Below are 25760 nucleotides of genomic sequence, written 5' to 3'. Positions count from 1 at the left end.
TCTGCATTGCGGCTAACCCTAGAGGATGTAGAATGCAAAATCAGCTTAAAATTCACCACGCGGCGACTCCCGCCTTGCAACTGGTCATTTTTGTTGGAGCACGCTAGAGTAAAGGCTGTATCTTAGTCGCCGTTCATATAACTTGTAACGCAACTTTTAACTGCCTAAACCAAAGAGCCATTGTCACTATGCGAAATATCCCCCTGCACTGGCAAATTATTGCCGCTATTCTTTTAGCCGTCGCAGCGGGTGTTGTTGGCGGTCCAGACGCAAGCCTCGGCAGCTTACAATTGACCGCCGTCTACGCATTTTTGGGCACCTTATTTCTGAATGCCTTAAAAATGCTAATAGTGCCGCTAGTCATGTCATCCATCATTAGTGGTATGGCGGGTGTAGGCGGTGACAAACTTGAAAAACTAGGTGGTAAGACCTTGCTGTTTTACGCATGCAGTAGTCTTATTGCGATCCTGATCGGTCTCGCCGTGGTCAACATCATCGAACCCGGCGGCGGCGACAATCGGGCTCTCGCGGCCACGATCAGCACCAGCGACCCAGCAATTAGCGAAACTTTGGCAAAGGTCGAGGGTCGCGGCACTGGCGATATTGTGCAGGTGTTTGTGCGTATGATTCCCAGCAATATCGTCTCAGCAGCCGCCAACGGCGAAATGCTGGGGCTGATATTCTTTAGCTTACTATTCGGTTTTTTCTTAGCGCGAAGCAAATCAGAGCATGCGGCACCCCTGGTGCACTTTTGGCAGGGCATCATGGACATCATGACCGCGATCACTATGTGGGTTATGAAATTCGCGCCACTGGGGGTATTTGGCCTAGTTGCCAAAACGGTGGCAATTACCGGCTTTGCGGCGTTTAAACCGATGTTGCTATTCTTTATCAGCGCCTTGATTGCGCTACTTATTCACGCTTTTGTGGCGCTGCCACTGGCACTGCGCTACCTCAGCGGGGTAAACCCCAGAAAGCATTATGCGGCAATGACACCCGCACTGCTCACCGCATTTTCAACGGCCTCTAGCTCAGCAACGCTGCCATTGACCCTAAAAAGTATTCAGGAAGAATCCGGAGTCTCCAAACAGGTGAGCGGCTTTGTCTTACCGCTCGGAGCTACCGTGAATATGGATGGCACGGCACTGTATGAATGTGTCGCGGCCATGTTTATTGCTCAGGTTTATGGCTTAGAACTTGGGTTTGTGCAGCAATTCACCATTGTAATGGTTGCCCTACTAACCTCTATTGGCGTCGCTGGTATTCCGGCGGCGAGCTTAGTCGCTATTTCGGTTATTCTCGGCGCTATAGGCCTTCCTTTGGAAGGGATTGGCCTGCTGTTAGTTACCGACCGCATACTCGATATGATTCGAACCGCCGTCAATGTATTCAGCGATTCCTGCGCGGCGGTAATCATTGCCCGCAGCGAAGGCGAGGACACCTTAATCGCCGTAAAAAGTTGATCCCTGCTTCTTATAATAAGTAGTCAATAGCAATAAAACGGATTGTTTATGAGCGAACGTAAACCAATTCCCCGTATCAAAGGGGATAATTATTCTGAAGCGGCTGCCGCACTCCGCCGCGCCTTTATAGAAGAACAAACCGGCGCCACACTTAAGCACACCGGCCACTACTCCATCGACCCGGCCAGCGTAGAGGGCAACGCCGAAAACTTTATTGGCGTGGTCCAAATGCCCGTTGGTGTTGCCGGCCCCTATCTCATTAATGGCGAACATGCCCAAGGAGTGTTTTATGTGCCGATGGCGACTACCGAAGGCACCCTAATCGCCTCTTACAGCCGCGGTATGCGAGTTATATCAGAATCCGGCGGCGCTACTGTTACCGTCATTGAAGAGTTTATGCAGCGCGCGCCCTTGTTTGAATTCGCCAGTGCCCGCGAAGCACGACATTTTTCAAATTGGTTAGATGAGCAACTCGCCGCCATTCGCCAGCAAGCTGAAAGCACCACTTCTATTGGCAAGTTACAGCACATCCAAAAATGGGTTATCGCCAATAAATTATACACGCGCTTTAACTACACCACTGGCGACGCCGCTGGGCAAAATATGACGGGTAAAGCCACCCACAAAGCCTGCCAGTGGATACTGGTCAACTACCCGGGCGCAATCGAAAACTTCTCACTGTCTAGCGGTATAGAGACCGACAAAAAGCATTCCCATATGAATCTTTTGCACAGTCGCGGCAAGAAGGTTGTAGCGGAAGCCACCATCAGTAAAGACGTTTTAAAAGACCTGATGCGCGCCGACCCTGAACGCATGTTTCGACTTCGCCAACGCACGATGCTCGGCAGCCTACTCGCCGGCTCTGCCTACAATGGTCCCCACTCTGCCAATGGTATTGCGTCGATGTTTATTGCCACCGGTCAAGACGAGGCCAACGTCGTTGAGTCTCATACCGGCATTGCATTTATGGATCTCACCCCAGCCGGCGACCTGTATTACTCAGTGACCCTGCCTTCCATCATCTGCGCGAGTTACGGCGGTGGCACAGGACTAGCAACCCAGCGCGAATGTCTCGAAATAATGGACTGCTACGGCCAAGGCAAGGCCCGCAAACTGGCTGAGATTGTCGCCGCCACGGTCCTTGCTGGCGACCTGTCCTTAGCCGCAGCCATTGTTGCCGACGAATGGGTTTCCAGCCACGATCAACTCGGTCGCAACAGGCCTTAACTCTCTGCCTCATATAATTTAAAGAGATCACTTGAGCGAATGAAGATAGCAAGCATTAATCTGCAGCGTCAAAGAGCCTATCGCCGAGTATCCTCAGCGCCGTTTCACAAGCTTATTTTTTTGTGGCTTGTGCCATTTATCTCAAAATTTAAACTAGAGCGGAAATCCCTGTTAGGCGTTGCCATACACGATTATCAATTGGCGAATAACGGCGCGCGTGTCGGCCGGCAGTGGTTTTTAGACAATACCGATACCTTAGGTGTGTCGCCAGCTCCGATCGCGGTATCTGGACAAAGCACTGGCGAACCCCGCGCCGGTGAATACTGGTTGCCAAATGCCTCCGTCAGCGTCGACCTCTTCAAATCTAACTATCAATTTTTGTGGCGTGTACTAACGCTTTAAAACAATGCGTTCAAGCCACCGACCCTGAGTAAACAAGCGATATGATTAGTGATTCCACACCGTCAAAGCACGGGCCTTTAAAGGGCTTACGTATTTTAGAACTAGGGCAACTAATCGCCGGTCCCTTTGCGACCACAATGCTAGGCTATTACGGTGCCGAAGTGATCAAAATAGAACCCCCAGGCATTGGCGACCCCATTCGTCGCTGGCGCACTATGAAGGGTGATACCTCGCTGTGGTGGTATAGCATTGGCCGCAATAAAAAATCGGTGACCGTAGATCTTCGTCACCCCGACGGCCAAGCCATAGTGCGAGATCTAGCCGCGCAATGTGATGTATTAGTAGAGAATTTTCGTCCAGGCGTTATGGAGGGCTGGAAGCTTGGACCAGATGACTTAAAAGCAGCCAATCCAGAGTTAGTTTATACCCGCATTTCTGGCTACGGCCAAACCGGTCCCTATGCCAACAAGCCCGGCTTTGCTTCGGTATGCGAAGGTATTAGTGGCTTTCGTCACTTAAATGGATTTCCGGGTGAAGTACCGGTACGCCCCAACCTCAGCCTTGGTGACAGCATTGCATCGCTGCACGCTATTATCGGTATATTAATGGCTCTAAGCGCCCGTGAGCGGGGTCTTCATCAAGGCCAAGTCATTGATGTCGCGCTGTATGAAACCATGTTTAATATGCTCGAGTCAGTGGTACCCGAATATGCCGAGCAAGGAATTATCCGTGAAGCCTCTGGGACCACCTTGACCGGTATCGTTCCCACCAATACCTACCGTTGTAAAGACGGTAAGTTTGTCATCATCGGTGGCAACGGCGACTCTATTTTTAAACGCCTGATGACCGAAATAGGCCGCCAAGATTTTTCCACAGATATCACCATGACCGACAATGCCGGCCGAGTCACCCATCAAAAAGTGATCGATGACGCTATCGCTAACTGGTGTCGCCAACATCCAATAAAAGTGGTTATTGAGAGGCTTGAAGCCGTTAGAGTCCCTGCCGGTCCGGTCTATAATGCCGAGGACATGGCAAATGATCCGCACTTTCAAGCTCGCGACTTGTTTGAGAAAGTAAATATCGATGCCACTAACGCCGTCACTATCCCCGGTATGTCTCCCAAACTTAGCGGCACGCCCGGAGCCACCCACTGGCCGGGACCAAAACTCGGGCAACACACCGATGAGGTTCTCACCGAATTGCTTGGTATCTCGGCCAAGAAGTTGCAGGCGCTCAAAAGTAACGCGGTCATCTAGAACACAATGTCCATAAGCTGTGTTTTTTAGGCCTATGGAGCTTGCCAACTTACGTGGCGGCGTATTTAATTCAATCGGTGCGGGCACCAGCCCGCGTTGGGTTGACGACAGCGGCCGTTGATATATTTACGTCTTTGCAGTCTTCACAAGGATATAATCTATGCACTTAGACAAGGCAAAAAAGCGCATCGCCAAACAGGTCAAAAAAGGATTCAATGGCTATCCGTTGATCTCCCTAAAATACTTTGGCGCTACTCCAGACGCGGCAACGGAACTGGTCATTTCTTTTGTGATGGAAGAAGGCGCGGAACCGCAAGTCCAAACACTTGCGTGCAAACTTGACGCCAGGGAGGATGAAACTATTCAATCTACGGTGGTAAAAATTATTGAGCGTGCCAATGTTAATACGTTAACAGAGCTTAGCGAAGTTTCCATTATTACCTAAAACAATAATTCTCCCGCAGCCAATCAAAGGACACTTTTACTAATATCAAATAAATCAACCACTTGCCTTAATATCCGGCGCCTTAATTTAATCGGGGAATGTGGCTCAATATCCACCTAAATAGGCGCTATCAGCCCTGTGTTCCGTGGGGTTAAAGACAAACAGCGCTTATTGCGTCATAATAGCCGACGCGACGAGACTTATGTTCCCATGCCAGATGAAAACTGCTTGGTAATTTAAGGGGCGATTTTTCCCTAGGGTCATCTTCGCCAGGTTTTCAAATTTCAATATAGCTACAGTGATTATCAGGTTTGGCTTACGGACTTATCGTGATTAGACTAAGCCAGGTAATGTTATCACTATCAATTCAACTGCCTTGCGCTGCATCTCTAACAGCAATCTATGGCGGTGCCTACTTTGTAAGGAAATAGTTTGAACATGCAGGATAAAATTACCGTTATATTGAATTATCTTAACGAAAATAAAACCCGTTGCAGCAATAGCGCGGCAGCTGAAGCTTTAGGTGTTACCGCCCCGGAGCTAAAAAAGCTACTTGGTGAGCGTCGCCCAGAAACATCGTGGCTAGTTAATTATGGCACTGGCGAGCCTGCAGGCTACACCGCCGACGATAAACACCCAGACCTATATCGTACCAAGCGCATTATTAAATCAGCAGAAGTGTTGACCCGTAATCTCGATTTATAAAAAAAATAGCTTCGCGGTATCGCTCTGCTCAATTCCTTATATTTTTCAACCAACAAGTAAATGACTGCGGCAGGTGATCAACGCTTTGTAGTTCCGTGTTGGATGAAAAATACCAAGGGGTATTTCCTATAGCTAAAATAGCTATCAGCAAGATTTTATGCAGCCTCAATTGCACATGTTAGCCAGAAATCACTATGCTTAAAATAGCTATTTACGCCGCACTTATATTTTCTGCAATACAGGCTAAACCTTCGACAGCCAAGACCGCAAGCAGCGGTCCGACATCAAGGCCAAGCACATCAACTGATTTAGCAATATTCTAAGTACGAGTCTCCGTATTCCTGTGTTGCTATAATTAATCGTATTGGCTTACAGAAATATACAGGCAAGACAGTGATATCATGCCTTTTTTGTCATCCGCAATGTTTGATAACTACGGTTCCGGTCGCGCCTCTACCAATACAAAATATCATTAGGTGCCAACAACTTTCACCCGATCGCAGCTATTGAATCGCCTTAACTGTAAACCGTTTTCAGCATCATTTAATGTTGCTGTGGGGCTATCTTTACCTTCTATGAGTTCTAAATAATAACCGTGCTGGCAACCACTAATTGTCGCAACCTTGAAACTTGTCTTGCCGAGCTTGGCTAAAGATTTACACAGTGTCGTTTCACGATCAGCTGACGCCACCTTCTGCACCTGTATTTTACCAATCACCGCAATCAAACCTATCTAGCTCGTCGTTTGAGGAGCACTCCCAAACAGCAACGACTTTGCACATCCTACAATAATCGAAACATTATCATGACCACCCGCAATGAATCGCCATTTTTAGCACATTCGCCGCGGCCGCTACTGGTTAAGAGTCGCAAGTGACAGGCACAGCTGCGAATTTGGGCGTCCTAGATGATCACCATTAAACCGCCTAAAAATAACAAATTTAGATCGTCTTCCAGTAATAGCGCTTCCAATAAATCTACCTCAACGCCAACCCGGAAATTCAGCACGATATTTTGACATGTACTGCGGTCAATGAAATCGATCTCAGTGCGCTGGCGGTTTCAGAATCCATCAACCAGCGTTTGCACTGCGACGATATAACCCTGCATCTTTCTGAGGTTAAAGGCCCGGCGATGGATGTGCTCGATAAAACTGATTTAATCAAGCATTTAAGTGGTAAGGTGTTTTGTCACATCATCTTGGCATCGCAAAAATACCGGCGTAAAGTAAGACAGATAACACAGCAAGTAGTGACTGGAATATATAAGCCCTAGCAATAGCTCAAAGCTCAGTTATTAAGCCTAGCAATTTATACCCTGGAAGTTTAACCCGACAACGACTGAGGAATATGAACATGGCCATTCGCCTAAATGATATCGCTCCGAATTTCACAGCAAACTCTACTGCGGGTGAAGTAACACTTCATGACTGGATGGCTGACAGCTATGCCATTCTATTTTCGCACCCCAAGGATTTTACGCCGGTGTGTACTACGGAGTTTGGCGCCGTTGCTCAGCTTGCTCCTGAATTTAGTAAGCGCCACACTAAAGTCATGGGCGTCTCGGTAGACAACGTTGAAGAGCATGAAAAATGGAAGCGTGATATCGAGGCTTTTGCTGGCGCACCCGCGGATTTCCCCATTATCGACGACACCTCCCTGCATGTATCTAAGCTTTACGACATGCTGCCGGCGGATGCTTATCTTAAAGATAACCGCACCCCGGCTGACAGCGCAACAGTGCGTACAGTTTTCATTATTGGTCCAGATAAGAAAGTCCGCCTCACCATGTCTTATCCCATGTCTGTGGGTCGTAACTTTGCGGAAATTTTGCGGGCCCTGGATGCGATTCAAATCACTGACGGCGCCCCTATTGCCACGCCAGCGAACTGGCTGCCGGGGCAGGACGTGATTGTGGCACTGAGCGTAAGCGATGAGCAGGCTAAGGCAAAGTTCGGCGAGGTCGATATTAAGCTGCCTTACTTGCGCCTTGTGAAAGCGCCGGAAAAATAAGCCAAGCGCTCAGACTTATCAAAAGCCTAGCTGCATTTACTTGGCATTCGCATTTTCTCGATTGCACAGAAAAAGGACTTTCTGCGCTTGACTTTATAGGCTGGCAATGCGGCAATCTGACATACTTCTCTATGTCGATCCCATCATGATTTTATTATTAATTTATATATCCATCGCCCTGAGCGTGTCTTTTTTATGCTCAGTATTGGAGGCGGTATTGCTGAGCGTAACACCGTCTTATATTGCCGCGGAAGAAGCCCGCGGGCGTCGTAACGGCCGCTTGTGGCGCGAGTATAAAACCGATATTGATAGACCACTGGCGGCAATTCTAAGTCTGAATACCATTGCCCACACTGTAGGCGCAGCGGGAGCCGGAGCACAGGCAACGGCGCTGTTCGGCGCAGCCTACTTCGGTTTAATTTCAGCGGTATTAACGCTATTGATTTTAGTCGTTTCAGAAATCATTCCTAAGACCTTGGGCGCTTTATTCTGGCGTCAACTGGCTCCGCCGTGTGCCCTTACACTGCGGTTTATAGTGTGGTCAATGTACCCCTTGGTACTTATGGCGCAGGGCATTACGCGCTTGCTGTCTCGAGGCGCAGGCACCCACTCCATCAGCCGCGAGGAGTTTGTTGCCCTCGCAGATGTTGCCGTCAATGAGGGCATATTAGATCGAAAAGAAGCTCGCGCTGTGGCCAGTTTAATTCGCTTTCGGTCCCTGCAAGCACGGGATGTGATGACGCCTAGACTGGTCATTTTCAGCCTGCCTGAGAACGCCATTGTTAAGGATGTTGTCGATGGCAATACCGAAATTTTATTTTCCCGAATTCCCGTCTACGCGGGTGAAACCGACAATATCACCGGTTACATCCGCAAAGACGAGCTAATGCTCGCTATGTCACGCAGTCCCGACGCAGCGCTGAGCAGTTTGCGACGCAAGTTATTTACTGTACCAGAGACATTAGCCACCTCTGAGCTGCTACACAAATTGACAGAGATGCACCTGCAAATCTCATTAATCGTCAATGAATACGGCAGTGTGATGGGCCTTGTGACCATGGAGGACTTAATAGAAACCATGCTCGGCATGGAGATTGTGGACGAGACCGACACCGCGGTGGATATGCAGGCGCTAGCCCGCGACCTATGGGCAAAGAGGGCACGTAGCTTAGGCGTATTCGATGACGATAAAATCAGTGCTGCGACCGCTTGGCAAGCACCCAAAGCCGATTAATAGCTGAAAGTGAGAGGTTCAGTTTCCTTGCTCTTCACAGTTATTGGCAAATGGACGTCCTTAGCGACTTTCTTTACCGTGTAACGTTGGTTTCTCGTCTGATGAAGGTAACTAAACGAATTGTCATCCAAGCCTTTAATTTTGTAGGCGTCGTAATGATCTGCAACCGTCGGGTCGGCAAGCTTCATACCCTCAATAGTGACCCAGCCACGAAAGATGCGAAAGTAAATGTCGCCCGAGACCCCCCAAAGACCAACTTCAGATTGTGATCGCGCACTGCCATCAGCATCAACAAAGCGGAAATCGACCCGATAAGTACCATCGGCAGAGCGCTCGGTAAGCCACTCTTTTTGGCCACCGTTTTCCATAGTACGAACACCGTACCATTTACCGAGCAGCATATTACGCGACGCGCTACTCGCTAATATCTGTACTTCGCTGACTTCACCTGGCAGCAAATTGTCATCGATCTGCATAGGATTATGTAAATTTGCCGAGCTAAGCGGCTTTGTTATTTCGAGCTGCGAACACCCCATTAATAGCATCAATAATAAAGTAAAACTAAGCAGCTTTTTCATGTAGGGAATCATTCCTAAACCGGTCCACACTGGCCATCGTCTCTTTGTTGGAAGTCACGTCTCGTCCAGTACTAGCAATTGCTGGTGTGCTGGAAAATACAAGGCCGTGCTAATCGGGCATTCTACCCCAGTTGCGCGTAATGCTTGCTGGTAAATCGTCATTTTACTGCGATATCGCTCCGCCTGCTCCGCTAAAAAGCGCTGTAAATTACCTTTGGCCTTAGCCGTCTTGTAATCCACGATCCAACAGCGCTCCTGATCGATAAAAACCCGATCTAGAATCAAGGTTTGCCATTGCCCGCCAATCATTCTGCGAATGGTTTGCTCGCTGGCCTGCCATTGATAACTTGCCAAAATCCACTGACCCTGCTCACAATTCAAAGTATTGGCAACCAACTCCATCACTCTCGCCACGCTGTCATCTAGACCGGGCTCAGGATGGCAGTGATGGCGTAAACGCTGAGTAACACCGCCGCGCAGGCGGTCATTATCCAACAGCCATTGTTCGCGATCATTACGCCGCCCCAAGCGCTCCATAAGCTCATGGAAGACAATCCCCACCGCGCGCTCTTCAATATTGTCTTCTAGTACCGCGTTTTCAGTTTGACGCTGGGCGCGCTGCAAAGGTGATTCCGGCGGCATCGGCGGCTGCCATATCGGCTCGCTAACGATGTGAAAGTCTCGCAGACGCGGTGCCATCGGCACCCGCAAGGGCGCGACAACATCGTCGACTTCAATGACATCAGCGCATTCAAAGCTATCGCTGACACTCGCCCACAAGCGGCTCAAGACGCTGCCAGCGTTCGGGGCGACATCACCTTTACTATTTATTTTCGCCTGTCCAAACACATGCAATTCGCGCCTCGCGCGAGTGAGTGCAACGTATATCAAACGGTCAATTTCTTCGTCCAAGGCGCGGGCTTGGCAGTTGCTCATATAATCGTATAACTTTTCAGCCGCTGCATCTGCACCAGACCGCTTGGGCTTGGGAGCAAAGATCATGTGGCCGCGCAGCCGCTGCCACGCGAGCAAGTCGCGATCAGCATTGCGACCCGAAGCGCCGGTGCCTGGCAAAATCACCACATCAAATTCCAAGCCCTTGGATTTATGGATGGTCATCAGTTCAATATTACTGCTGGGCGGGGTGGCGTATAGGCGCTCTAGGGCGCGCTCTAGCGCCCGAATATCTTCCAATAGGCCAGCCGGCGCATACTCATCTAGAAGCGCCAACACCCGGTCAATATCCCCCTGCTGATGCGGTTCGATACAGGCCGGGCCACCGAGCGAATACCATGCCCTGCGCAGCGCCCAGCGCAGATCTCGGCTCTGCGGGCAATGTTCCAGCGACGTCACGGTATATCGCAAGTGAGTGAGCGCCCGCTGACCGTCTTCGCTCAGCTCACAACAGTGCTCAATATTCATAATGGCGTCGCGAAGTAGGCCACCAGATTCGCGCAATAGCAGCAGATCGTCCCAACTTAATCCCACAAAAGGCGCACGCACAACACGGGCCCAGGCGACGTTATCCGCCTCATGCCACAGCGCGCGCAGCAGACCCATTAAATCCATTACCGTGGGGGTCGCTGTCAAACTGTCTATGTCTTGGCCGGAGAAGGTTATTCCCGCCGATTTTAAGGCCGGTACAATATGTTTTAAGTGACCGCGGTTGCGAACCAATATCGCCACTGACGAGTTCGTAGCAGTTGCGATGTCGCTGGCTTGAACCTTCTGAATTAAGGCCACAATTTCCCGCGCCTGAGCTTGCCCAGCGCTCAGCTTGGCATCGACTTTCTGTCCTAATACTTGGGGGTGAATGCACACTTTACCGCTATTATCCCGCTGGGGCAGTGCCGCCTCGTAGTAACGGCCGCGATCCGTAAATAGAATTTTGAAGCAATCGTTTACCCAATTCACCAAATCCGGTGACGACCTAAAATTAGCCGTTAACTGCAAGGGCATCAGAGTTTTACCGGCGAACCTACCGCGCTGCAGCAACTCATCAAATAAACTGACTAGGCTGCCGCGAAAGGCGTAAATTGATTGCTGTAAATCGCCACAGAAAAACACACTACGGCCATCGTCTTCTTCCCAGCCTTGACATAAGGCCTCTAACAATTCGATCTGACTCACCGAGGTGTCCTGCATTTCGTCGACTAGAATATGCCGAACACGATCTTCCACCAGCAGCGCGTCACCAATCGCCTCGCCGTGCTCGGCACTCAAAGCGGTAATAGCACGCTGCGCTATCTCGCCAAAGTCGACACCCCCTTTATGCTCAAAACTTAGCCGCAGATGCGCCAGCAAATACGCGAGGGAAATTCGAAAGTGGCCCACCAACTCGCGGCTGCTGGCCGGTAAATACGGCGGCGGTAAGTTGGCGATACTGGCAAAATGCAGCGACGCTGTTTCAAATAAACCGTCGTCCTCCAGACCTTTAAGCCAACTCTTGGCCTCGGCGGTACCAGCTTGACCCGCTTTTAGACCGGCATAATTTAAGGACCGCGGTTTATATAGTTCACCCTTGCCACTGAGCATGGCCGCAGCCAATTGTTGCAGCAACTCGAAATCTGCAATGTCGAGCTGCTCACTACTGCGTAAATCCGCCGCCCAAGCATGAGCTTCATTCGATCCCGACGACGCAATAAATGCCGTTATCAGCTGATCAACATCTAATTCTTGCAAGGCCTCCCAAGCTGGCTCAAATTGGGACGCCACTTCTTCGGCCAACGCCGCTTCCATCACATCGAGATCGCCACTAATAACATCTCGCAACCATTGGTCGCGCTTGGACAGCAGCGCCGACAGTAACGGCAGCAAAGTCTCTATGCGATTACTGCCGTAGGCCAATAAGCTTTGCAGGGCGACGGCAAGGGCAGGGGGGCAATGACTCTCGTCTAGCTGTCTAAATAAACTGAGAATCGCCTCGCGATATAATGCCTCGGCATCGGTGACGGGCACCGCCGCGCCAAGTCCTGATAGCAAGGGTAAACGCCTGACCAAGCTGCCACAAAGACTATCAAAGGTGGTGATGCGCAAGCGGGCGCTGTTCTTCAGTAAGTGCCAATGATTTAGCGCGTCTTTCTCTAGTACTTTAAATACCGCTTCACGAATATCATGCTCAAACCCGCTACCAAGCAGAGCGAGTTTCTCGCCTTTTGCCACATTCGCCAGAGCCTGAGCACCGCCTTGTAATGCCGAGATAACCCGCTCTTTTATTTCTCCTGCGGCCTTATTGGTAAAAGTAATTGCGACTACAGTTTCCGGTTGGTCAACCGCGAGCAAGCAGTGTAAATAACGAAGTAATAATACCCCGGTCTTCCCTGAACCGGCAGGCGCTCGCACTAATACCGAGCGGCGGGGATCAACGGCCAGCTCGCGCTGCGCTTGATCGGGCGGGCGAGCATACTGGCTCACTGAGCATCCTCCTCAATACTTAAATCCCGCAGTAAAGGCAGCAGAAAAGTATTAAAGCCACGACGGTGATTTTGACTAAAGTCGTGTTCAATATTTCCGGCCAAAATACCTACCGCCATATCTTGTAGCGCAGTCGACCAGGCCTCTAATTCTGCCTGCCATTTCTCGGGACTATCAACGTCATTACTATGGGGCTTTTTAGCCACCACACTGCTAGCCCAATTGCTGCGCATATGAATTTTTAAATCATCCGGGCTTTTAAGCTGCGCCAACATCACACCGTCGAGTTTTCCCACCCCTTCCTTCTGCGCCAGCACATAAATGGGAAGCTGAGGCTCTGTTAAATTATCGACACTGAGGGAGCGGCCATCGATGGTGCCGGTTTTGTAATCTATAACCAAACGCTTGTCGCCGATCTTATCGACGCGATCCATACGAATTCTAAGCGGAATACCCATCAACTCACTTTCCACTAATTGCTCGGTAGACAACACATCAAAATCTTCTATGCGTGGTCGCTCATTTCTATCCATCCACGCGCAAACTAAGGTGACCACTCTTTCTTTTTCAATACTAAGTAGCGACTCGCCAAAACGGGCTACACTGAGTTCCGGATTCTCTAAGGCGCGCTCGCAACTCGCTCTTACTAGCGCTTCTAATTGCAGATCGCTGCAGGCATCTAGGGCAATTTTAGTCTGCAATTCCTCCCAGACATACTGCATGGTGTCGTGAATCAAAATACCCTGTATCCGGTGATCTAAGCCCTCAGCTGCGACCGGAAATTCTCGCAAATTTAATCGATATTTTAAAAATGCAAAAAATGGACTGCTGGCATACTCTTTAAATAAGCCGGTGCCACCGCGGACTGCAGCGCGCTGCTCAGGGTTAACTGCTCGGACGCTATCAGCAGCCGGCATAGCGACGTTGCCCCGCGCCACATATTGGTTTGCGCCAAGCCATATATCGTCATCAATATACTCGCTTAACAAGGTACATGGCCCCAGCGGAGTACCCACTTCATTCTCTCGGCAGTGGCTCACATGCACTTCTTGAGAAGAATTTAACAGACCACGCAATACCAGTTGATCGCGCTGTAAACACAAGCCCGGATCACTATTTGCGTAGTTAGCTCGCTGCTGCAGTTCTAGGGGCAAAAACGGCGAAGGCTCTACCCGACGCGGCAAGGCGTTATCATCCATGCCCATTATCCAAACCCCATCGAACTTCAAGCCAAGCGCATCATCATAAGTCATAACCCGCACTGGGCAAGGCCATTCCCGCGCGACCGAAAATCGCTTGGTACTCAAAATATGCTGCAACCATGACAAGGCGGTGTCGTGATTTATTTCACCAAGCTGGCGGTCTAATGCACGAAAAACATCCATGGCCTGACTAAAACCACGGCGACACTGCTCCACAACCACGTCATCATCACTAGCATTGGGCCAAGAAGCGGTCAGTAAAAGTTGATCAAAGAATCGTACCCAAGAGGAGGGCAGTTGCCGCGCAGGCATACTCTTGAGCATCGTTTCTAGATCGTGCAGAAAGTCACTAACTCCGGGCTCCTCTTCCTCAAATTTTCGCGCCAGCGAAATCGCATTGCGCAAACTAGTTTCTGGGCTAAGATAATCTCGCCAACGGATGTCTAAACTAGCTCTTATACTGCGCGCCTCTGGCCAACCCCGCACGAAACGAGATCGCAGAATGCGGCTAAGTTGCTCTAGCGGCAACGCTCTGCCGCTAAGGGAGATTAAATCCCAAGCCGATTTTATCAGCGGGTAAGACAGCAGTGTTTCACTACCCTCAAATATCCAAGGTTCACGCACCTCGGTGTCCGCTGAAGGAAACAAGCTATCCGGATAAAATTGACGCTGTAATACATTGTTTAATGGCGCTTGATAACGATTCATATCCGGCACTAAAATCGCAAACAATGAATCTTGTAAAGGCTTTTGAAGACTGGTGCTTATCTCAAACTTAGCTCTTAGCCACGCCGCCACCGCTTCGCACTCTTGACCTATTTGCGCGACAGAACTAAATCTTGGTGGAGTGTCGTCAAGCTGCTCATCAAGTAGTGTCATTAGGCTTGTTTTATCAGCACAGTGCCGAATAAAGGCCTGAGCAGCAGGGCTAAGTTCAAGACCCTCGCTAAGTACTAATTGATCAGGAAGATCAATGCCTGAGGTATTAAGCAACTCGCTTAAATGCGCTGGCAATTGATGGCCGCTGAGTGCCAACAGAGAATCTAACTTAGCCTGCATGCTACGCTGCCAATGATAAAAGGCCTGATATTCAGCTGAAAAACGATAATAGTCTTCATCACTGCTGAGCTGGTATTGCGCATGCAGCTGAAAGGCATCCACAAACTGGCGGGTGATCGCCATACTATTTAGGCAATCTTTAGGGAAGAACTCGCTTTCCTCAATGATCTCTCTGGCTAAGGCGAGCAGCTGAATCGGCCGCAGCACTTGCTTGGCGGGGAAGGTGGCATCCCAGGATTCTGCCAGCCACTGATCGACAGGCATTACTGTAACAGTCTCGATGAAAGCTTGATCATGACTGCCGCGCAAGTGCGCGATCCGATCGCGGCATTGACGGGCGCTGGCATCGCTGGGCATCAAAACTATGCTGTGCCCGTCACCAGCTAACAGCGTCGCTAATTCTATTGATGCCACAGAAACGTCCTTTTGCTATTCTAAAAAAATTAATTAAAAATTCAATTTATAAAAATTATTTATCTTGCAAACGTTGTAGGCTTCTCAATTTCATACAGTGCATCGCTGATATCAGCCAATTTATCTTCCACTAACATTTTTGCATCGTTTAAACCGCGATTATAAAAATACGCCCCTACTTCTTCAGAGAAGAAGTCTGTTAAAAACTCTGCGTCGAATTTGCCAATATCCTGATGCAGCTCATCTTCAAAATAACGTTGCACCTTGGCAATAATTGTATCTTTCTCTTCTTTAGAAAATTCAATAATGGCCATTCCATCTCCGTATAATTTTATAAGACTTGGATCCGCTAATATTAGCGATGCGATACTATTATTATGCGCTAGCGGCTTTACGCGCTAGCGCTGTATTCGCCGCCCAAACTGCGGTGGCAAAACATGCTGTTAATAAGTAGCCGCCAGTGGGGGCCTCCCAGTCCAGCATCTCTCCCACGCAATAGGTATTTGGGCACTGCATTAACATCAGCTTATCATCAATGGCGCTAAAACAAATTCCGCCATCGGTACTAATCGCCTCGTCTAGTGGGCGAATTGCAGTAATCGTCTGGGGTAAATTTTTTATCAGCGCCGGAATACCGTCTAGATCCGCCATTTGCGCTTTACTGGTTAAAGCCTTGAATATGGCGAGCTTATTTCCGACCAAACCACATTGCTTACGTAGAACATTGGCGAGTGAATCTTTGGGCCGGCGTTTAGCAATTGCTGCCTGCAATTTTTCCAGCGAACGATCCGGGTCTAGGTCCCAATATACTGTGCACTCGCCATGCTGTTCTATCACATCACGCATGGCAGCGGATATACCGTAAACGGGACCACCTTCAATACCATACGAGGCGATGACCGCGTCGCCGCGCTGACGCCATTCCACACCGTAATTATCATTAATCGATACCGCAATTAATTTCAGTGGCGAGCCACTATAGTTATTGAGAATATCGGCCGGCCAGGGGTATTCGAATCCACAATTGCTGGGTCTGAATTCTTGGCAGCTAATACCAGCAGCTTTAAATTTCGCCAGCCAATGTCCGTCAGAACCCAAGGCTGACCAACTGCCACCGCCCAACGCAAAAAAAGTCATATCCGCTTTTACGGTTAGGAGTTTATCAGGACCCTGAATGCGTATATTGCCGCTATCGTCCCAATCTAGCCAACGATGACGACTGTGAATACGTACGCCATCATCACGTAAACGACGCAACCATCGCCGCAACAACGGTGCCGCCTTTTTCTCCACAGGAAAAACCCGCCCAGAACTACCAACAAAGGTCTCCACCTCTAATCCAACCGCCCAATCGCGCAAATCTTTTGCGGTAAAACTATCGAGTATCGGCTTTAATAATGACGCCTTATCGCCATAGCGATCAGTAAAATCCTGCCAGTCTTCATTGTGGGTTAGGTTTAGACCGCCAATACCGGCCCGCAAAAACTTTCGGCCGACGGTGGGCATCGCATCATAAAGATCGACAAGCACACCTGCTTTGCTCAACTGTTCCGCAACCATCAGGCCCGCTGGGCCGCCGCCGATAACGACAGCGCTGAGGTGGACAACAGAATCAGGCATGCTACAGACTCGAACAAAGACAGAGCCCAGGATTGTACCGCAATCACGTCGCCATTGAGATCAGTTGGGCTTACAAAGTAATGTCATCGATGCGCGCCGGACCTACGGTCGATTCTGAGCGCCACAAGACGCGAGATATTGATAAACCGAAAAACGCACCGCTGTTTTTGCGGAACAGTGGACTGTCGTTAAATGCCACATCGTGTAGATCGTAATAGCCAAGGCGAACCGATGCGCGCCAATTTTGATCCAGCTTCATTGTCACAAAACTACTCACGCCCACACTGCTATACCCACGTTGACCCCGATACTCTGGCCGCGTGACGGTAGCAAATTGTGACGCCACCCCATAAAAATGATCGTGGTAAGCCCTGTTTGCGTAGCGCAACTCTAAAGAGCTTCCCAATATGTAGCGCTCGCCGTAGTGACGACGCCAGCGCAATTCGGGGTTAAACAGCCAGCCTTCATAGTCCAATGCTGGGAAATCATCTGCGACCAATAAGGCGCGTAAATTGAAGCGCAACTGCAACTTTTGATCCGCCTCGTCGACGAATTTCAAACGAAGTGAAGGGCCAAACTCTAAGCTTATACCTAAATCATTCATACCTTCGCGAGCGCGGTTGTCTTTGCTATTAACAGATAGACTGCCACCCGCAGAAACATCCAAATCCCAACGCGGACCTTTGAATAACATGCCGCGCAATCCATCGCGATCCGCCCTGATGCGACTACCGCGATAAATCGCACTTGGATACGGTAAGACTAAACTTCGATTTTGATCCGAGCCGGGGTAGTCAGGAAAACTAGCCGCGGCCAAGCCGGCGCCCAGCTCCCATTTGGGCAGGCGCTCAACGTCATCCGCATAAGCGCTCAGTGATACTAATGCCAGCACCAACAGCAGTATTCGTAAAATATAAGTCATATAGTTTCCTGTGCTTGATGTGGTTAGCCCAACGCAAACAAATTGCAGGGTCGGAGCTAAATTAAACAGGCTTTAAAAAAAGTTCAGGGGCAACAGGGATTAAGCCGTATTACCGGCGCTATTATCTTGCAGCCACTTTTTCCTTAAAGCTTGCCGGTACTTCACATACCGATTTACTGCTGTAGTCAAAAAACAGCATAGTATTGCGAAGCCTAGCGGTTTCAATATTTTTGCTTAAATTAAATAAGCGGAAAACCAAGTCGAAACTTTTGCTGCTAAAGTTCACAGCCGCCACGTCAATACGCAAGCAATCGCCGTAGTCGGTTTCAGTAATATAGGCAATTTCTGAGTGAGCCATAATCAAGCCTGCCTCTTCAAACGCTGTTGCCTGTTCATAGCCTAGGGCAATCACGAAGCGAAGCTGGCCTTCAATGGCAATGGCCGGTATACGGTCTGCCGCAAGATGATTTGCCACATTCACGTCGGAATACAGGACGGTATACTCCGTACTGAACTGGAATCGTTGCGGTAATTCTATGGTTTTTCTGGCCAAGGGAAGCACTTCCAAATAATGAAGGGGTGTGAGCCTATGCGGACTGATTCTACAGAACCGCGCCTATATTTGCCTAGTCCACCGGCTTACCCGCCTAGATGTACCCATTGCTAGCAAAGCTAGGGGGTAGTTTTCACCAAGGAAGAAAAAAACTATGGTTTCATCGCCCGTCCACGGACTTAGGGCTGCTTATCGAGCTGCGGAATACCCTCGGCAACCTGAAACCAATCCTGCTTTTGGCTCACCCCAATATGGGCTTGCGGCCGCAGAATACGAGTATCCGACAAGTTGGCGGCCTCAAGCTTAGTAAATTCGGCCCTGTGCCAGTGCAAGGCTACCGGCAACGCGCCGTTCTGCGACGGCACACATGCACGCTTAGTCGATTTAAAGGCAGGTGATGAAACGCCTCGCTTAAATCAACAGCTTCTGCCGCAGAGGCCGTGCCGACGCCCGAAGAACCCATCTTGGCGCGCATTAATGAATTGGCTAGGGACGGGTTGAGCAAACTGGGTCACCACGGCGAAATGGGAGCCATGGGTGTTCCCCACAAAGCCCTGCCGCAATGGGATGACATTCAGATTCTGCCTGCGCAAATGGCGTGCAAGCCACTACTCGACGACCATCCGGTGGAAACTAGCGTGATCATCGGCCCGCGGGCGAAAAAACCGCTGCAGCTTGCGATTCCTTTGTTTGTGTCTGATATGAGTTTCGGCGCCCTTTCGGAGGAGGCCAAGATTGCACTGGCGCGCGAGGCCGAATTGGCAGGTGCCGGGATCTGCTCGGGCGAAGGCGCTATGTTACCAGAGGAGAAGGCCGAGAACTCATGCTATTTCTATGAGCTGGCATCGGCGCGGTTCGGTTGGCGGCCAGAATTAATAGCGGACGTACAGGCCTTCCATTTCAAGGATGGCCAAGGTGTAAAGACGGGCACTGGCGGCCACCTCCCAGACAGCAAAGTTCAGGGGAAAAACGCCCAAATCCTGGGCCTGGAAGCCGGCCAAAGTGCGATATCGCCGGCGACATTTGTCGACCTTAATACGCCGGCGGATTTTCACAGAATTGCCGATGAAGTGCGTGAGCGTTACGGAAGAATTTCGATCGGCTTTAAGCTTTCGGCGAATCACATCGAAGCCGATATTGATTTAGCTCTTGAAGCCGGTGCTGACTATATTATCTTGGGCGGTCGGGGCGGCGGGACTGGTGCCGCACCCCTGATCTTTCGCAACCACATTTCGGTTCCGACAACTCCTGCGCTAGCACCTCAGCAACAAGGCAGGCGATGAGGTCACACTGGCGGTCTTCGCGTGGCGGAGGATTTCGTCAAGGCCATGGCTTTGGAGGCTGATGCGATTGCCGTTTCTAATTCAGCGATGCAGGCCGTTGGTTGCATCGCCGCGAGAATGTGCAACTCAAACAATTGCCCGGTAGAGATTGCTACCCAGAAACCAGAGTTACGGGCCTGCTTGATGTCCAGAACGGTGCCGAACTACTCGCCCGTTATTTCGCAGCCTCGGTGTCACTGATGGAAGTTATGGCGCGAGCCTGCGGCCATGCCCGCTTATCTGATTTAAACGACGCGGATATCACCACATGGAAGCGTGAAATAGCAGATTTAAGCGGAATCCGTCGCGCTGGAGTCATGCCTTAAATACCGCTCCAAGAGATAGCCTCTTGGCCTAAACTATACTAGGGAGACACTCTCAATCAGTCTTTCGGCTTAGTATTGCGACACAGTCATTTTTGCTGCTAGCAACTTTTAAAAAACACCTTATCCAAGATAAGGTAGCGATAGGACGACCGTATGTTTCGATGGTGTGTATTAGTTTTTAGCGCAATAGCTGCTTTGAGTGTAAGCGCGGCGGACAATCTAACGTCGTTAAATAAAAACGGTATTCTTAGCTGGGAAACGAAAGTGTTCGCAGGTGAATCGATATACACAATAGGCGAATATAAGGGGCAACTAGCGCTAAAGGCCGTCAGTCGTCAGTCAGCCTCTGGGCTAGTGTTAAAAAAGCAGATCGATCTCACCAAGACGCCTTACCTGAGCTGGAGTTGGCTAGTAGAGAAGACGCTTCCGCAGTTAGACGAGCGCAATAAAAATGGCGATGACTTTGTCGCTCGAATTTATGTCGTTATCGATGGCGGCTTACGGATTTGGAAGACCAAATCATTAAACTACGTTTGGTCTAGCAACCAAGACAAAGGCGTAGTTTGGGATAATCCATTTGCTGGCGCAAAGGTCAAGATGATGGCAATCCGTGGCAAGCAATCTGAGACAGGTACTTGGTACCAAGAAAAACGTAATGTATACCAAGATTTAATCGCGACTTTTGGCGACAAAGGTAGTGAGGAAGCCAACCGCAAAACCTATAGATACATTGCTGTCATCGCGATTATGACTGACACCGATAATAGTGGAAGAGATGCCCAATCTTATTATGGCGATCTAGTCTTCACTGCTATGTAGTCCAATGTATAAACTGCAGAAGACCTAGAGCGCCGTCAAAAGTGGCTCAAAGTACATGACGGCACGTAAGGGATTCAATTCTGGGCACGTTTCCCTTAGTATTCCGCGCGATTCAAAATAAACAAGAAGTTTGGGGAGTAGCTAGTGATACAAGAAATGTTCTCGTCTACGGGCCGCTTAACATTGAGCGCGATAATACTCGTCTTGTTTACCGGCTGTTCTGACAATGACTCATCGTCGCCAGCTGCTAGCGCTGCGCCTAATCCCCAGGTTTTAGATACCTCATGCGACACCGCAGCGTTTCCGTCGCCGTTGTGGACACAATGTGAACTTGAAAACTGGCCACGCACCATCGAGGCGGAGTTCGAGCAGCTAGCGCCGGCTTTTGTGCAGCGCTCGTTAGCGCAGCAGCTTAGCAATTTTGCCGAGATGACCGCGCGCTTCATTGCCGATCCCAGCTGGGGACTGCCACCGGCCCTCGGAAATACCCCAGCGACACCACTGTGCTCGGCGGGAATGGGACCCTGTGTTGGCGACCCGTTTCGATATTCAGGCGTCGAAGGGGCCGATGGCCGCGTCTTTTACGAACAAGAAGCTGAAGTGATACCCGTGGTCTACTATGACCGCGAGTGCGCGCGTATTTCAGGTCGGGTTTGGCGCCCTCGGAATGTAAATGGCCGCTTGCCGGCTGTCGTCATTAAGAATGGGTCGGTGCAGGCTGGGGAGCAATTGTATTGGTGGGCGGCTCAAGCCTTGGTTCGCGCCGGTTATATGGTGTTGACCAATGATCCTAGGGGACAAGGCAAGTCCGACTTAGGTACTCCTCAAGGTAGCCAAGGCGGCAACATCAACGGTGCGGTGTTTTTTGAAGGCTTGGTCGATGACATCGACTTTTTACTGTCCTCATCCGAACAGCCTTACCCCCATGAGGCGAATTGCTTGGGGACCTACCCAACAAACACAGCAGCCTTTAATCCCATGGCCGAAAGCCTAGATGCTGAACGCATTGGCATTGCCGGCCACTCCTATGGCGCCGGCGGCGTGACGTGGGTTCAGAGTTATGGCGCCGTGGGTTCAGATCCATGGCCGGGCCTGATGAGCAAACTTAACCCCGTCAAGGTGATTGTGGCCTGGGATGCCTTAGGCAGCAGCGGTCAACCCACCAGCGCGACAGTAACCAATCTTATACCCTCATCGTTTCCTCTACTGCAGGCAGTGGTTTCCCCGGAAGGCGCACCCCCTGTGGTACCACGCGTGCCCGCCTTGGGGTTTACTTCAGAATACGGTTTTACCCCAATACCGTTTATCTTAGATCCAGATCGCAGCGGGTTTTTACAAGGCTTCTCTGAATGGCGTGAAGCCTCAGTGCCGGTCTATCAAATCGCCATTGCAGGCTCTACCCACTTGGATTACTCCTTGGGACCAGAACTGCCGGCCACCTCGTGGTGCGCTGAGGTCATCGATAATCGCTGTGTCGGCGGTTGGGCCAGACCGGCAATTACCCATTACACCGTTGCCTGGTTTGACCGATGGTTAAAACGTGCTGGTGAAGCTGGCTTTGACAATGCAGACGCCCGCTTGCTGGATGATCAGCAGTGGGCGCCACGATTTTCCCGGCATTACAGCAGTGCACGGTATTTTACGACCCGCGGTGGTGAGAATATTGATTGCACGGATATTCGCTTGAATTGTGAGCCGCCACAAACTGAATAGTGCTGTAAATCACCGATTATGCTTAGGCAAAAAATGAGCGCGTCTTAAATATAAGGCACCGCGCAATAAGCCAATTATTAATAAATAATGTGAAGTGCTAAAAGCAACCAATAACAAAGATTTTCAGATGGGTAATTTTTTTATAAAAAAAAATATCTTTTTAATTTAATTCTTTTCTAGCGGCATAACACTTTTTTTTATTATCATACATCGTAATATCAGCGTCGATGACTAGCTTGACGACAGTAGAATGTTTACTTGCCTTGAACTCTGCCACACCATAGTTGAAGGGTAGCCGATGCTGCCAGTTTTCACGGATGTGTAGCGATTCAATGGCAGCTTTAAATTTTTTGATCACCAATTCGGCACCGATCGTCGACACACCGATGAGCAAGACCACAAATTGATCCGCCTCTACACGCGCAACGAGTGGTATCGCAAATATTTGGCCCTATCGATGATTTAAAGCACAGCCTCTCACGCTCAACTAAGCTAAGCAGAACGATAGCAACGTCAAATGGCTGGCTTGCAAAGCGCGTGATACGTCTAAAGCATTCTTAACAAGGGGTATCAAAAATGTTTAAAGCTCGCAAAGAAGCTATGCGTTTTTCTTCGTTGTCGGACATAGTTAGAATATCCACTCCGATGCCTCCGACAAAGCTTGACAGGGCACCTACCTGGGAGCCCAGTTAAAAATATTTAAAGCTCACTAAAATCAACACTATTATTATAAAATTCTTAGCAATTTTCGATATAAAAATCACTTCGAAAGAATAATAGCTGTGCCCATATTCGATATTCATTATTGTGACAAGGCACCACTGGAAGTCCCATACGGGCTTATCACTATTATGCTTTTACAGATATTACTATACTGAGCTTATAACTGTGAAAGTAGCGATTTTGGTTTAAAAAATGGAACTGTCGTTGCGGATGACTCAAGCACCAGTAGAGATTCATCTTTTAGACCAACACCGCTTATCGACTTTTTAAATGCCGCGCTTATCAAGTATATAGCGGTATCACAGGCCTGCTCATAGCTACGCCCGTCGGTGCGGATATTAGAAATACAATTGCGTTCAGCGTCACTGCAACCGCGCCTAGGCGCATAGGTCAAATATACGCCCAAGCTATCCGGCGAACTTAATCCCGGCCGCTCACCAATCAGTAAAATAACCAGCCGTGCACTCAATGCCTCGCCGACGTCATCCCCAAGTGCAACCCGCGCTTGGGTGGCGACACACAATGGCGCCAATCTATGTTTTTGTGCGTTTAACCTTGAAATTAGTAAGCTTAACAGGCCTAACGCATGTTCTTGGACCGCAGCGGAAGACAGACCGTCGGCAACGACGATGGCAACATCAAAGCCCTCATCGGTGTTTACAGACTGACGCAAGCCCTGCCACATTGACTCGGGCAGACGGCGACCAAGATCAGGGCGCTGCAAATACTGCGCTCTGCTAGAAGCCTCACTTTGCAGAATCTGAGGCTCAGGTAAATCGGGAAAGGCGGCGCAATATTTAGCGACAAATTGTCGGGTATTAAACGGCAGATTGACAGCATCTCGAGCGCGGGCGTGATCATATTGGAACTGTAAATTTGCCGCCGTAGGTAGTGACACACCACTACGCCCTTGTGCAATCCTCGCGGGTGTGAAGGCTCTCAAGGCGCGCCATGTGTCTTTACCTAGAACATCGTCACTGCGTTCCGTCATAAACCGCCCTTTAATCTCAGCGCTTGCGCAAAACGTTGCGGTAATTTATCACCGGAAAATAAGATACCCTGCTCATCCATGATGCCTGATGTCTGCAGCCACTGGAAAAATTCCGGTGACGGCGGCAAGTTCAGCAATCGACGGACATATAAGGCATCGTGAAAGGAGGTGCTCTGGTAATTCAACATGATGTCATCGGCGCCTGGAACACCCATAATAAAGCTGCCGCCGGCCGCCGCAAACTGGGTTAGCAGCATATCCATATCGTCTTGGTCAGCTTCGGCATGATTGGTGTAACAAATATCACAACCCATTGGTAGACCAAGTAATTTCCCACAAAAATGATCTTCTAATCCAGCGCGAATTATCTGCTTACCATTGTATAGATACTCTGGACCAATAAAGCCCACCACGGTGTTCACAAGCAGAGGTGAAAAAGCGCGTGCTACCGCATAAGAACGGGCTTCCAAGGTTTGCTGATCGACACCGTGGTGTGCGTTGGCAGAAAGAGCACTGCCTTGGCCGGTTTCAAAATACATGACGTTATTGCCCACGGTACCGCGCTGCAATGAGTGCCCTGCCGACTGGGCCTCTGCCAGTAACGCCAGATTAACGCCAAAGCTGCTATTGGCAGCCTGAGTTCCTGCAATGGACTGAAAAACTAGATCGACAGGCGCCCCCTGATTGATCAGTTCCAGCGTGGTGGTGACGTGAGTGAGTACGCAAGATTGGGTGGGAATTTCAAAGCGAGTAATAACTTCGTCTAGTAAATATAGTAAACGTGATACTGTTTGAATATTATCTGAGGCTGGATTTATGCCGATCACCGCGTCACCACTGGCGCGCAGCAAGCCGTCGACAATACTCGCGGCAATGCCAGCCGAGTCATCGGTGGGATGATTAGGCTGAAGACGAGTGGAAAAATGATTGGCGAGACCAATAGTATTTCGAAAGCGCGTGATCACCCGGCACTTCTTTGCCACTAGGATCAGGTCCTGTATCCGCATTAATTTACTTACCGCCGCAACCATTTCCGGTGTTAAACCGGGTGCTAGCGCGCTTAATACTCCAGTCGATGCGGCGTCAGACAGCAACCAGTCACGAAAATCACCCACAGTGAGATGAGCAACCAAAGCAAAAGCTGGGGCATTATGATTGTCGATAATAAGACGAGTGACCTCATCCTCTTCATAGGGGATAACAAGGTCATTGAGGAGCTGCCGCAGGGGCACATCTGCCAAGGCATATTGTGCGGCCACGCGCTCTTCGTTGCTGCTAGCGGCGATGCCGGCAAGATAGTCACCGGAACGTGCCGGCGTCGCCTTCGCAAGCAGCGTTTTCAAGTCTGCAAAGACGT

Annotated in this window: 25 protein-coding genes and 1 pseudogene; 14 read left to right on the top strand and 12 right to left on the bottom strand. The window is 49.8% G+C overall.

The window, feature by feature from the left end:
• Positions 1–188 precede the first annotated feature (188 nt).
• The 6 genes from ACI955_RS02180 (at position 189) to ACI955_RS02155 (ending at position 5501) form a co-directional block, all read left to right on the top strand.
• Entirely contained in the window at positions 189–1463 is a 1275-nt protein-coding gene (locus tag ACI955_RS02180; protein ID WP_415242094.1) for a dicarboxylate/amino acid:cation symporter, read from the top strand.
• Between the two features lie 48 nt (positions 1464–1511).
• A complete protein-coding gene (locus ACI955_RS02175) occupies positions 1512–2690 on the top strand; it encodes a hydroxymethylglutaryl-CoA reductase (RefSeq protein ID WP_415242093.1) in 1179 nt (392 codons plus the stop codon).
• 39 nt (positions 2691–2729) lie between these two features.
• The gene (locus ACI955_RS02170) at positions 2730–3092 is read left to right on the top strand and encodes a hypothetical protein (protein WP_415242092.1); all 363 of its coding nucleotides are present in this window, start codon (positions 2730–2732) and stop codon (positions 3090–3092) included.
• 41 nt (positions 3093–3133) lie between these two features.
• A complete protein-coding gene (locus ACI955_RS02165; RefSeq protein WP_415242091.1) occupies positions 3134–4351 on the top strand; it encodes a CaiB/BaiF CoA transferase family protein in 1218 nt (405 codons plus the stop codon).
• Between the two features lie 160 nt (positions 4352–4511).
• Positions 4512–4796 carry a hypothetical protein gene (locus ACI955_RS02160; protein ID WP_415242090.1) on the top strand — a complete coding sequence of 95 codons (285 nt, stop codon included), beginning with the start codon at positions 4512–4514 and terminating at the stop codon, positions 4794–4796.
• A gap of 438 nt (positions 4797–5234) precedes the next feature.
• Positions 5235–5501 (top strand): hypothetical protein, encoded by a 267-nt coding sequence (locus ACI955_RS02155; RefSeq protein WP_415242089.1) that lies wholly within the window; start codon positions 5235–5237, stop codon positions 5499–5501.
• A 472-nt stretch (positions 5502–5973) separates the two neighbouring features.
• Here ACI955_RS02155 and ACI955_RS02150 read toward each other — a convergent pair whose 3' ends face one another.
• On the bottom strand, positions 5974–6192 hold the full coding sequence (locus ACI955_RS02150) for a hypothetical protein (protein ID WP_415242088.1): 219 nt from the start codon (positions 6190–6192) through the stop codon (positions 5974–5976).
• Positions 6193–6515: 323 nt separating this feature from the next.
• Here ACI955_RS02150 and ACI955_RS02145 point away from each other — a divergent pair, with 323 nt between their 5' ends.
• The 3 genes from ACI955_RS02145 (at position 6516) to ACI955_RS02135 (ending at position 8747) form a co-directional block, all read left to right on the top strand.
• Positions 6516–6776 (top strand): hypothetical protein, encoded by a 261-nt coding sequence (locus tag ACI955_RS02145; protein WP_415242087.1) that lies wholly within the window; start codon positions 6516–6518, stop codon positions 6774–6776.
• 80 nt (positions 6777–6856) lie between these two features.
• Positions 6857–7513 carry a peroxiredoxin gene (locus tag ACI955_RS02140; protein ID WP_415242086.1) on the top strand — a complete coding sequence of 219 codons (657 nt, stop codon included), beginning with the start codon at positions 6857–6859 and terminating at the stop codon, positions 7511–7513.
• Positions 7514–7619: 106 nt separating this feature from the next.
• Complete coding sequence (locus ACI955_RS02135) at positions 7620–8747, top strand: CNNM domain-containing protein (protein WP_415242085.1); 1128 nt, start codon at positions 7620–7622, stop codon at positions 8745–8747.
• Here ACI955_RS02135 and ACI955_RS02130 read toward each other — a convergent pair.
• From ACI955_RS02130 to ACI955_RS02095, 8 genes are all read right to left on the bottom strand, one after another.
• Entirely contained in the window at positions 8744–9325 is a 582-nt protein-coding gene (locus ACI955_RS02130) for a hypothetical protein (protein WP_415242084.1), read from the bottom strand. The two genes, ACI955_RS02135 and ACI955_RS02130, sit on opposite strands and share 4 nt — an antisense overlap.
• A gap of 54 nt (positions 9326–9379) precedes the next feature.
• Positions 9380–12739 carry a UvrD-helicase domain-containing protein gene (locus ACI955_RS02125; protein WP_415242083.1) on the bottom strand — a complete coding sequence of 1120 codons (3360 nt, stop codon included), beginning with the start codon at positions 12737–12739 and terminating at the stop codon, positions 9380–9382.
• Positions 12736–15414 carry a PD-(D/E)XK nuclease family protein gene (locus ACI955_RS02120; protein WP_415242082.1) on the bottom strand — a complete coding sequence of 893 codons (2679 nt, stop codon included), beginning with the start codon at positions 15412–15414 and terminating at the stop codon, positions 12736–12738. The genes ACI955_RS02125 and ACI955_RS02120 overlap by 4 nt, the downstream gene beginning before the upstream one ends.
• Before the next feature lie 59 nt (positions 15415–15473).
• Positions 15474–15728 carry a DUF2164 domain-containing protein gene (locus ACI955_RS02115; protein WP_415242081.1) on the bottom strand — a complete coding sequence of 85 codons (255 nt, stop codon included), beginning with the start codon at positions 15726–15728 and terminating at the stop codon, positions 15474–15476.
• A 61-nt stretch (positions 15729–15789) separates the two neighbouring features.
• Complete coding sequence (locus ACI955_RS02110) at positions 15790–17034, bottom strand: TIGR03862 family flavoprotein (RefSeq protein WP_415242080.1); 1245 nt, start codon at positions 17032–17034, stop codon at positions 15790–15792.
• 70 nt (positions 17035–17104) lie between these two features.
• Entirely contained in the window at positions 17105–17956 is an 852-nt protein-coding gene (locus ACI955_RS02105; RefSeq protein ID WP_415242079.1) for a MipA/OmpV family protein, read from the bottom strand.
• A 121-nt stretch (positions 17957–18077) separates the two neighbouring features.
• The gene (locus tag ACI955_RS02100) at positions 18078–18509 is read right to left on the bottom strand and encodes a thioesterase family protein (RefSeq protein WP_415242078.1); all 432 of its coding nucleotides are present in this window, start codon (positions 18507–18509) and stop codon (positions 18078–18080) included.
• Between the two features lie 179 nt (positions 18510–18688).
• Positions 18689–18874, bottom strand: coding sequence for a hypothetical protein (locus ACI955_RS02095; protein WP_415242238.1), 186 nt, complete (start codon positions 18872–18874; stop codon positions 18689–18691).
• On the opposite strand from ACI955_RS02095, the gene ACI955_RS02090 reads away from it, so the two are divergent.
• From ACI955_RS02090 to ACI955_RS02070, 5 genes and pseudogenes are all read left to right on the top strand, one after another.
• Positions 18798–19010, top strand: a complete 213-nt coding sequence (locus ACI955_RS02090; RefSeq protein ID WP_415242077.1) for a CDGSH iron-sulfur domain-containing protein — start codon at positions 18798–18800, stop codon at positions 19008–19010. The genes ACI955_RS02095 and ACI955_RS02090 overlap by 77 nt on opposite strands.
• Before the next feature lie 23 nt (positions 19011–19033).
• Positions 19034–19912 (top strand): annotated as a pseudogene (locus tag ACI955_RS02085) (FMN-binding glutamate synthase family protein); the annotation flags it as partial.
• Entirely contained in the window at positions 19912–20157 is a 246-nt protein-coding gene (locus ACI955_RS02080; RefSeq protein ID WP_415242237.1) for a hypothetical protein, read from the top strand. The pseudogene ACI955_RS02085 and the gene ACI955_RS02080, both read left to right, overlap by 1 nt.
• A gap of 153 nt (positions 20158–20310) precedes the next feature.
• Positions 20311–20976, top strand: a complete 666-nt coding sequence (locus ACI955_RS02075) for a DUF3047 domain-containing protein (protein WP_415242076.1) — start codon at positions 20311–20313, stop codon at positions 20974–20976.
• Between the two features lie 144 nt (positions 20977–21120).
• Positions 21121–22689: an alpha/beta hydrolase family protein gene (locus ACI955_RS02070; protein WP_415242075.1), complete on the top strand. Its 1569-nt coding sequence runs from the start codon at positions 21121–21123 to the stop codon at positions 22687–22689.
• A gap of 160 nt (positions 22690–22849) precedes the next feature.
• Here ACI955_RS02070 and ACI955_RS02065 read toward each other — a convergent pair whose 3' ends face one another.
• From ACI955_RS02065 to ACI955_RS02055, 3 genes are all read right to left on the bottom strand, one after another.
• Positions 22850–23125 carry a diguanylate cyclase domain-containing protein gene (locus ACI955_RS02065; protein WP_415242231.1) on the bottom strand — a complete coding sequence of 92 codons (276 nt, stop codon included), beginning with the start codon at positions 23123–23125 and terminating at the stop codon, positions 22850–22852.
• Positions 23126–23569: 444 nt separating this feature from the next.
• Positions 23570–24403 carry an ethanolamine ammonia-lyase subunit EutC gene (gene eutC / locus ACI955_RS02060; RefSeq protein WP_415242074.1) on the bottom strand — a complete coding sequence of 278 codons (834 nt, stop codon included), beginning with the start codon at positions 24401–24403 and terminating at the stop codon, positions 23570–23572.
• On the bottom strand, positions 24400–25760 hold a 1361-nt coding region (locus ACI955_RS02055; protein ID WP_415242073.1), incomplete at its 5' end, for an ethanolamine ammonia-lyase subunit EutB. The genes ACI955_RS02055 and eutC, both read right to left, overlap by 4 nt.

Source organism: Zhongshania sp., from assembly GCF_047636175.1.
GTDB lineage: Bacteria > Pseudomonadota > Gammaproteobacteria > Pseudomonadales > Spongiibacteraceae > Spongiibacter.
This window is presented reverse-complemented; position numbering and strand designations above follow the sequence as displayed.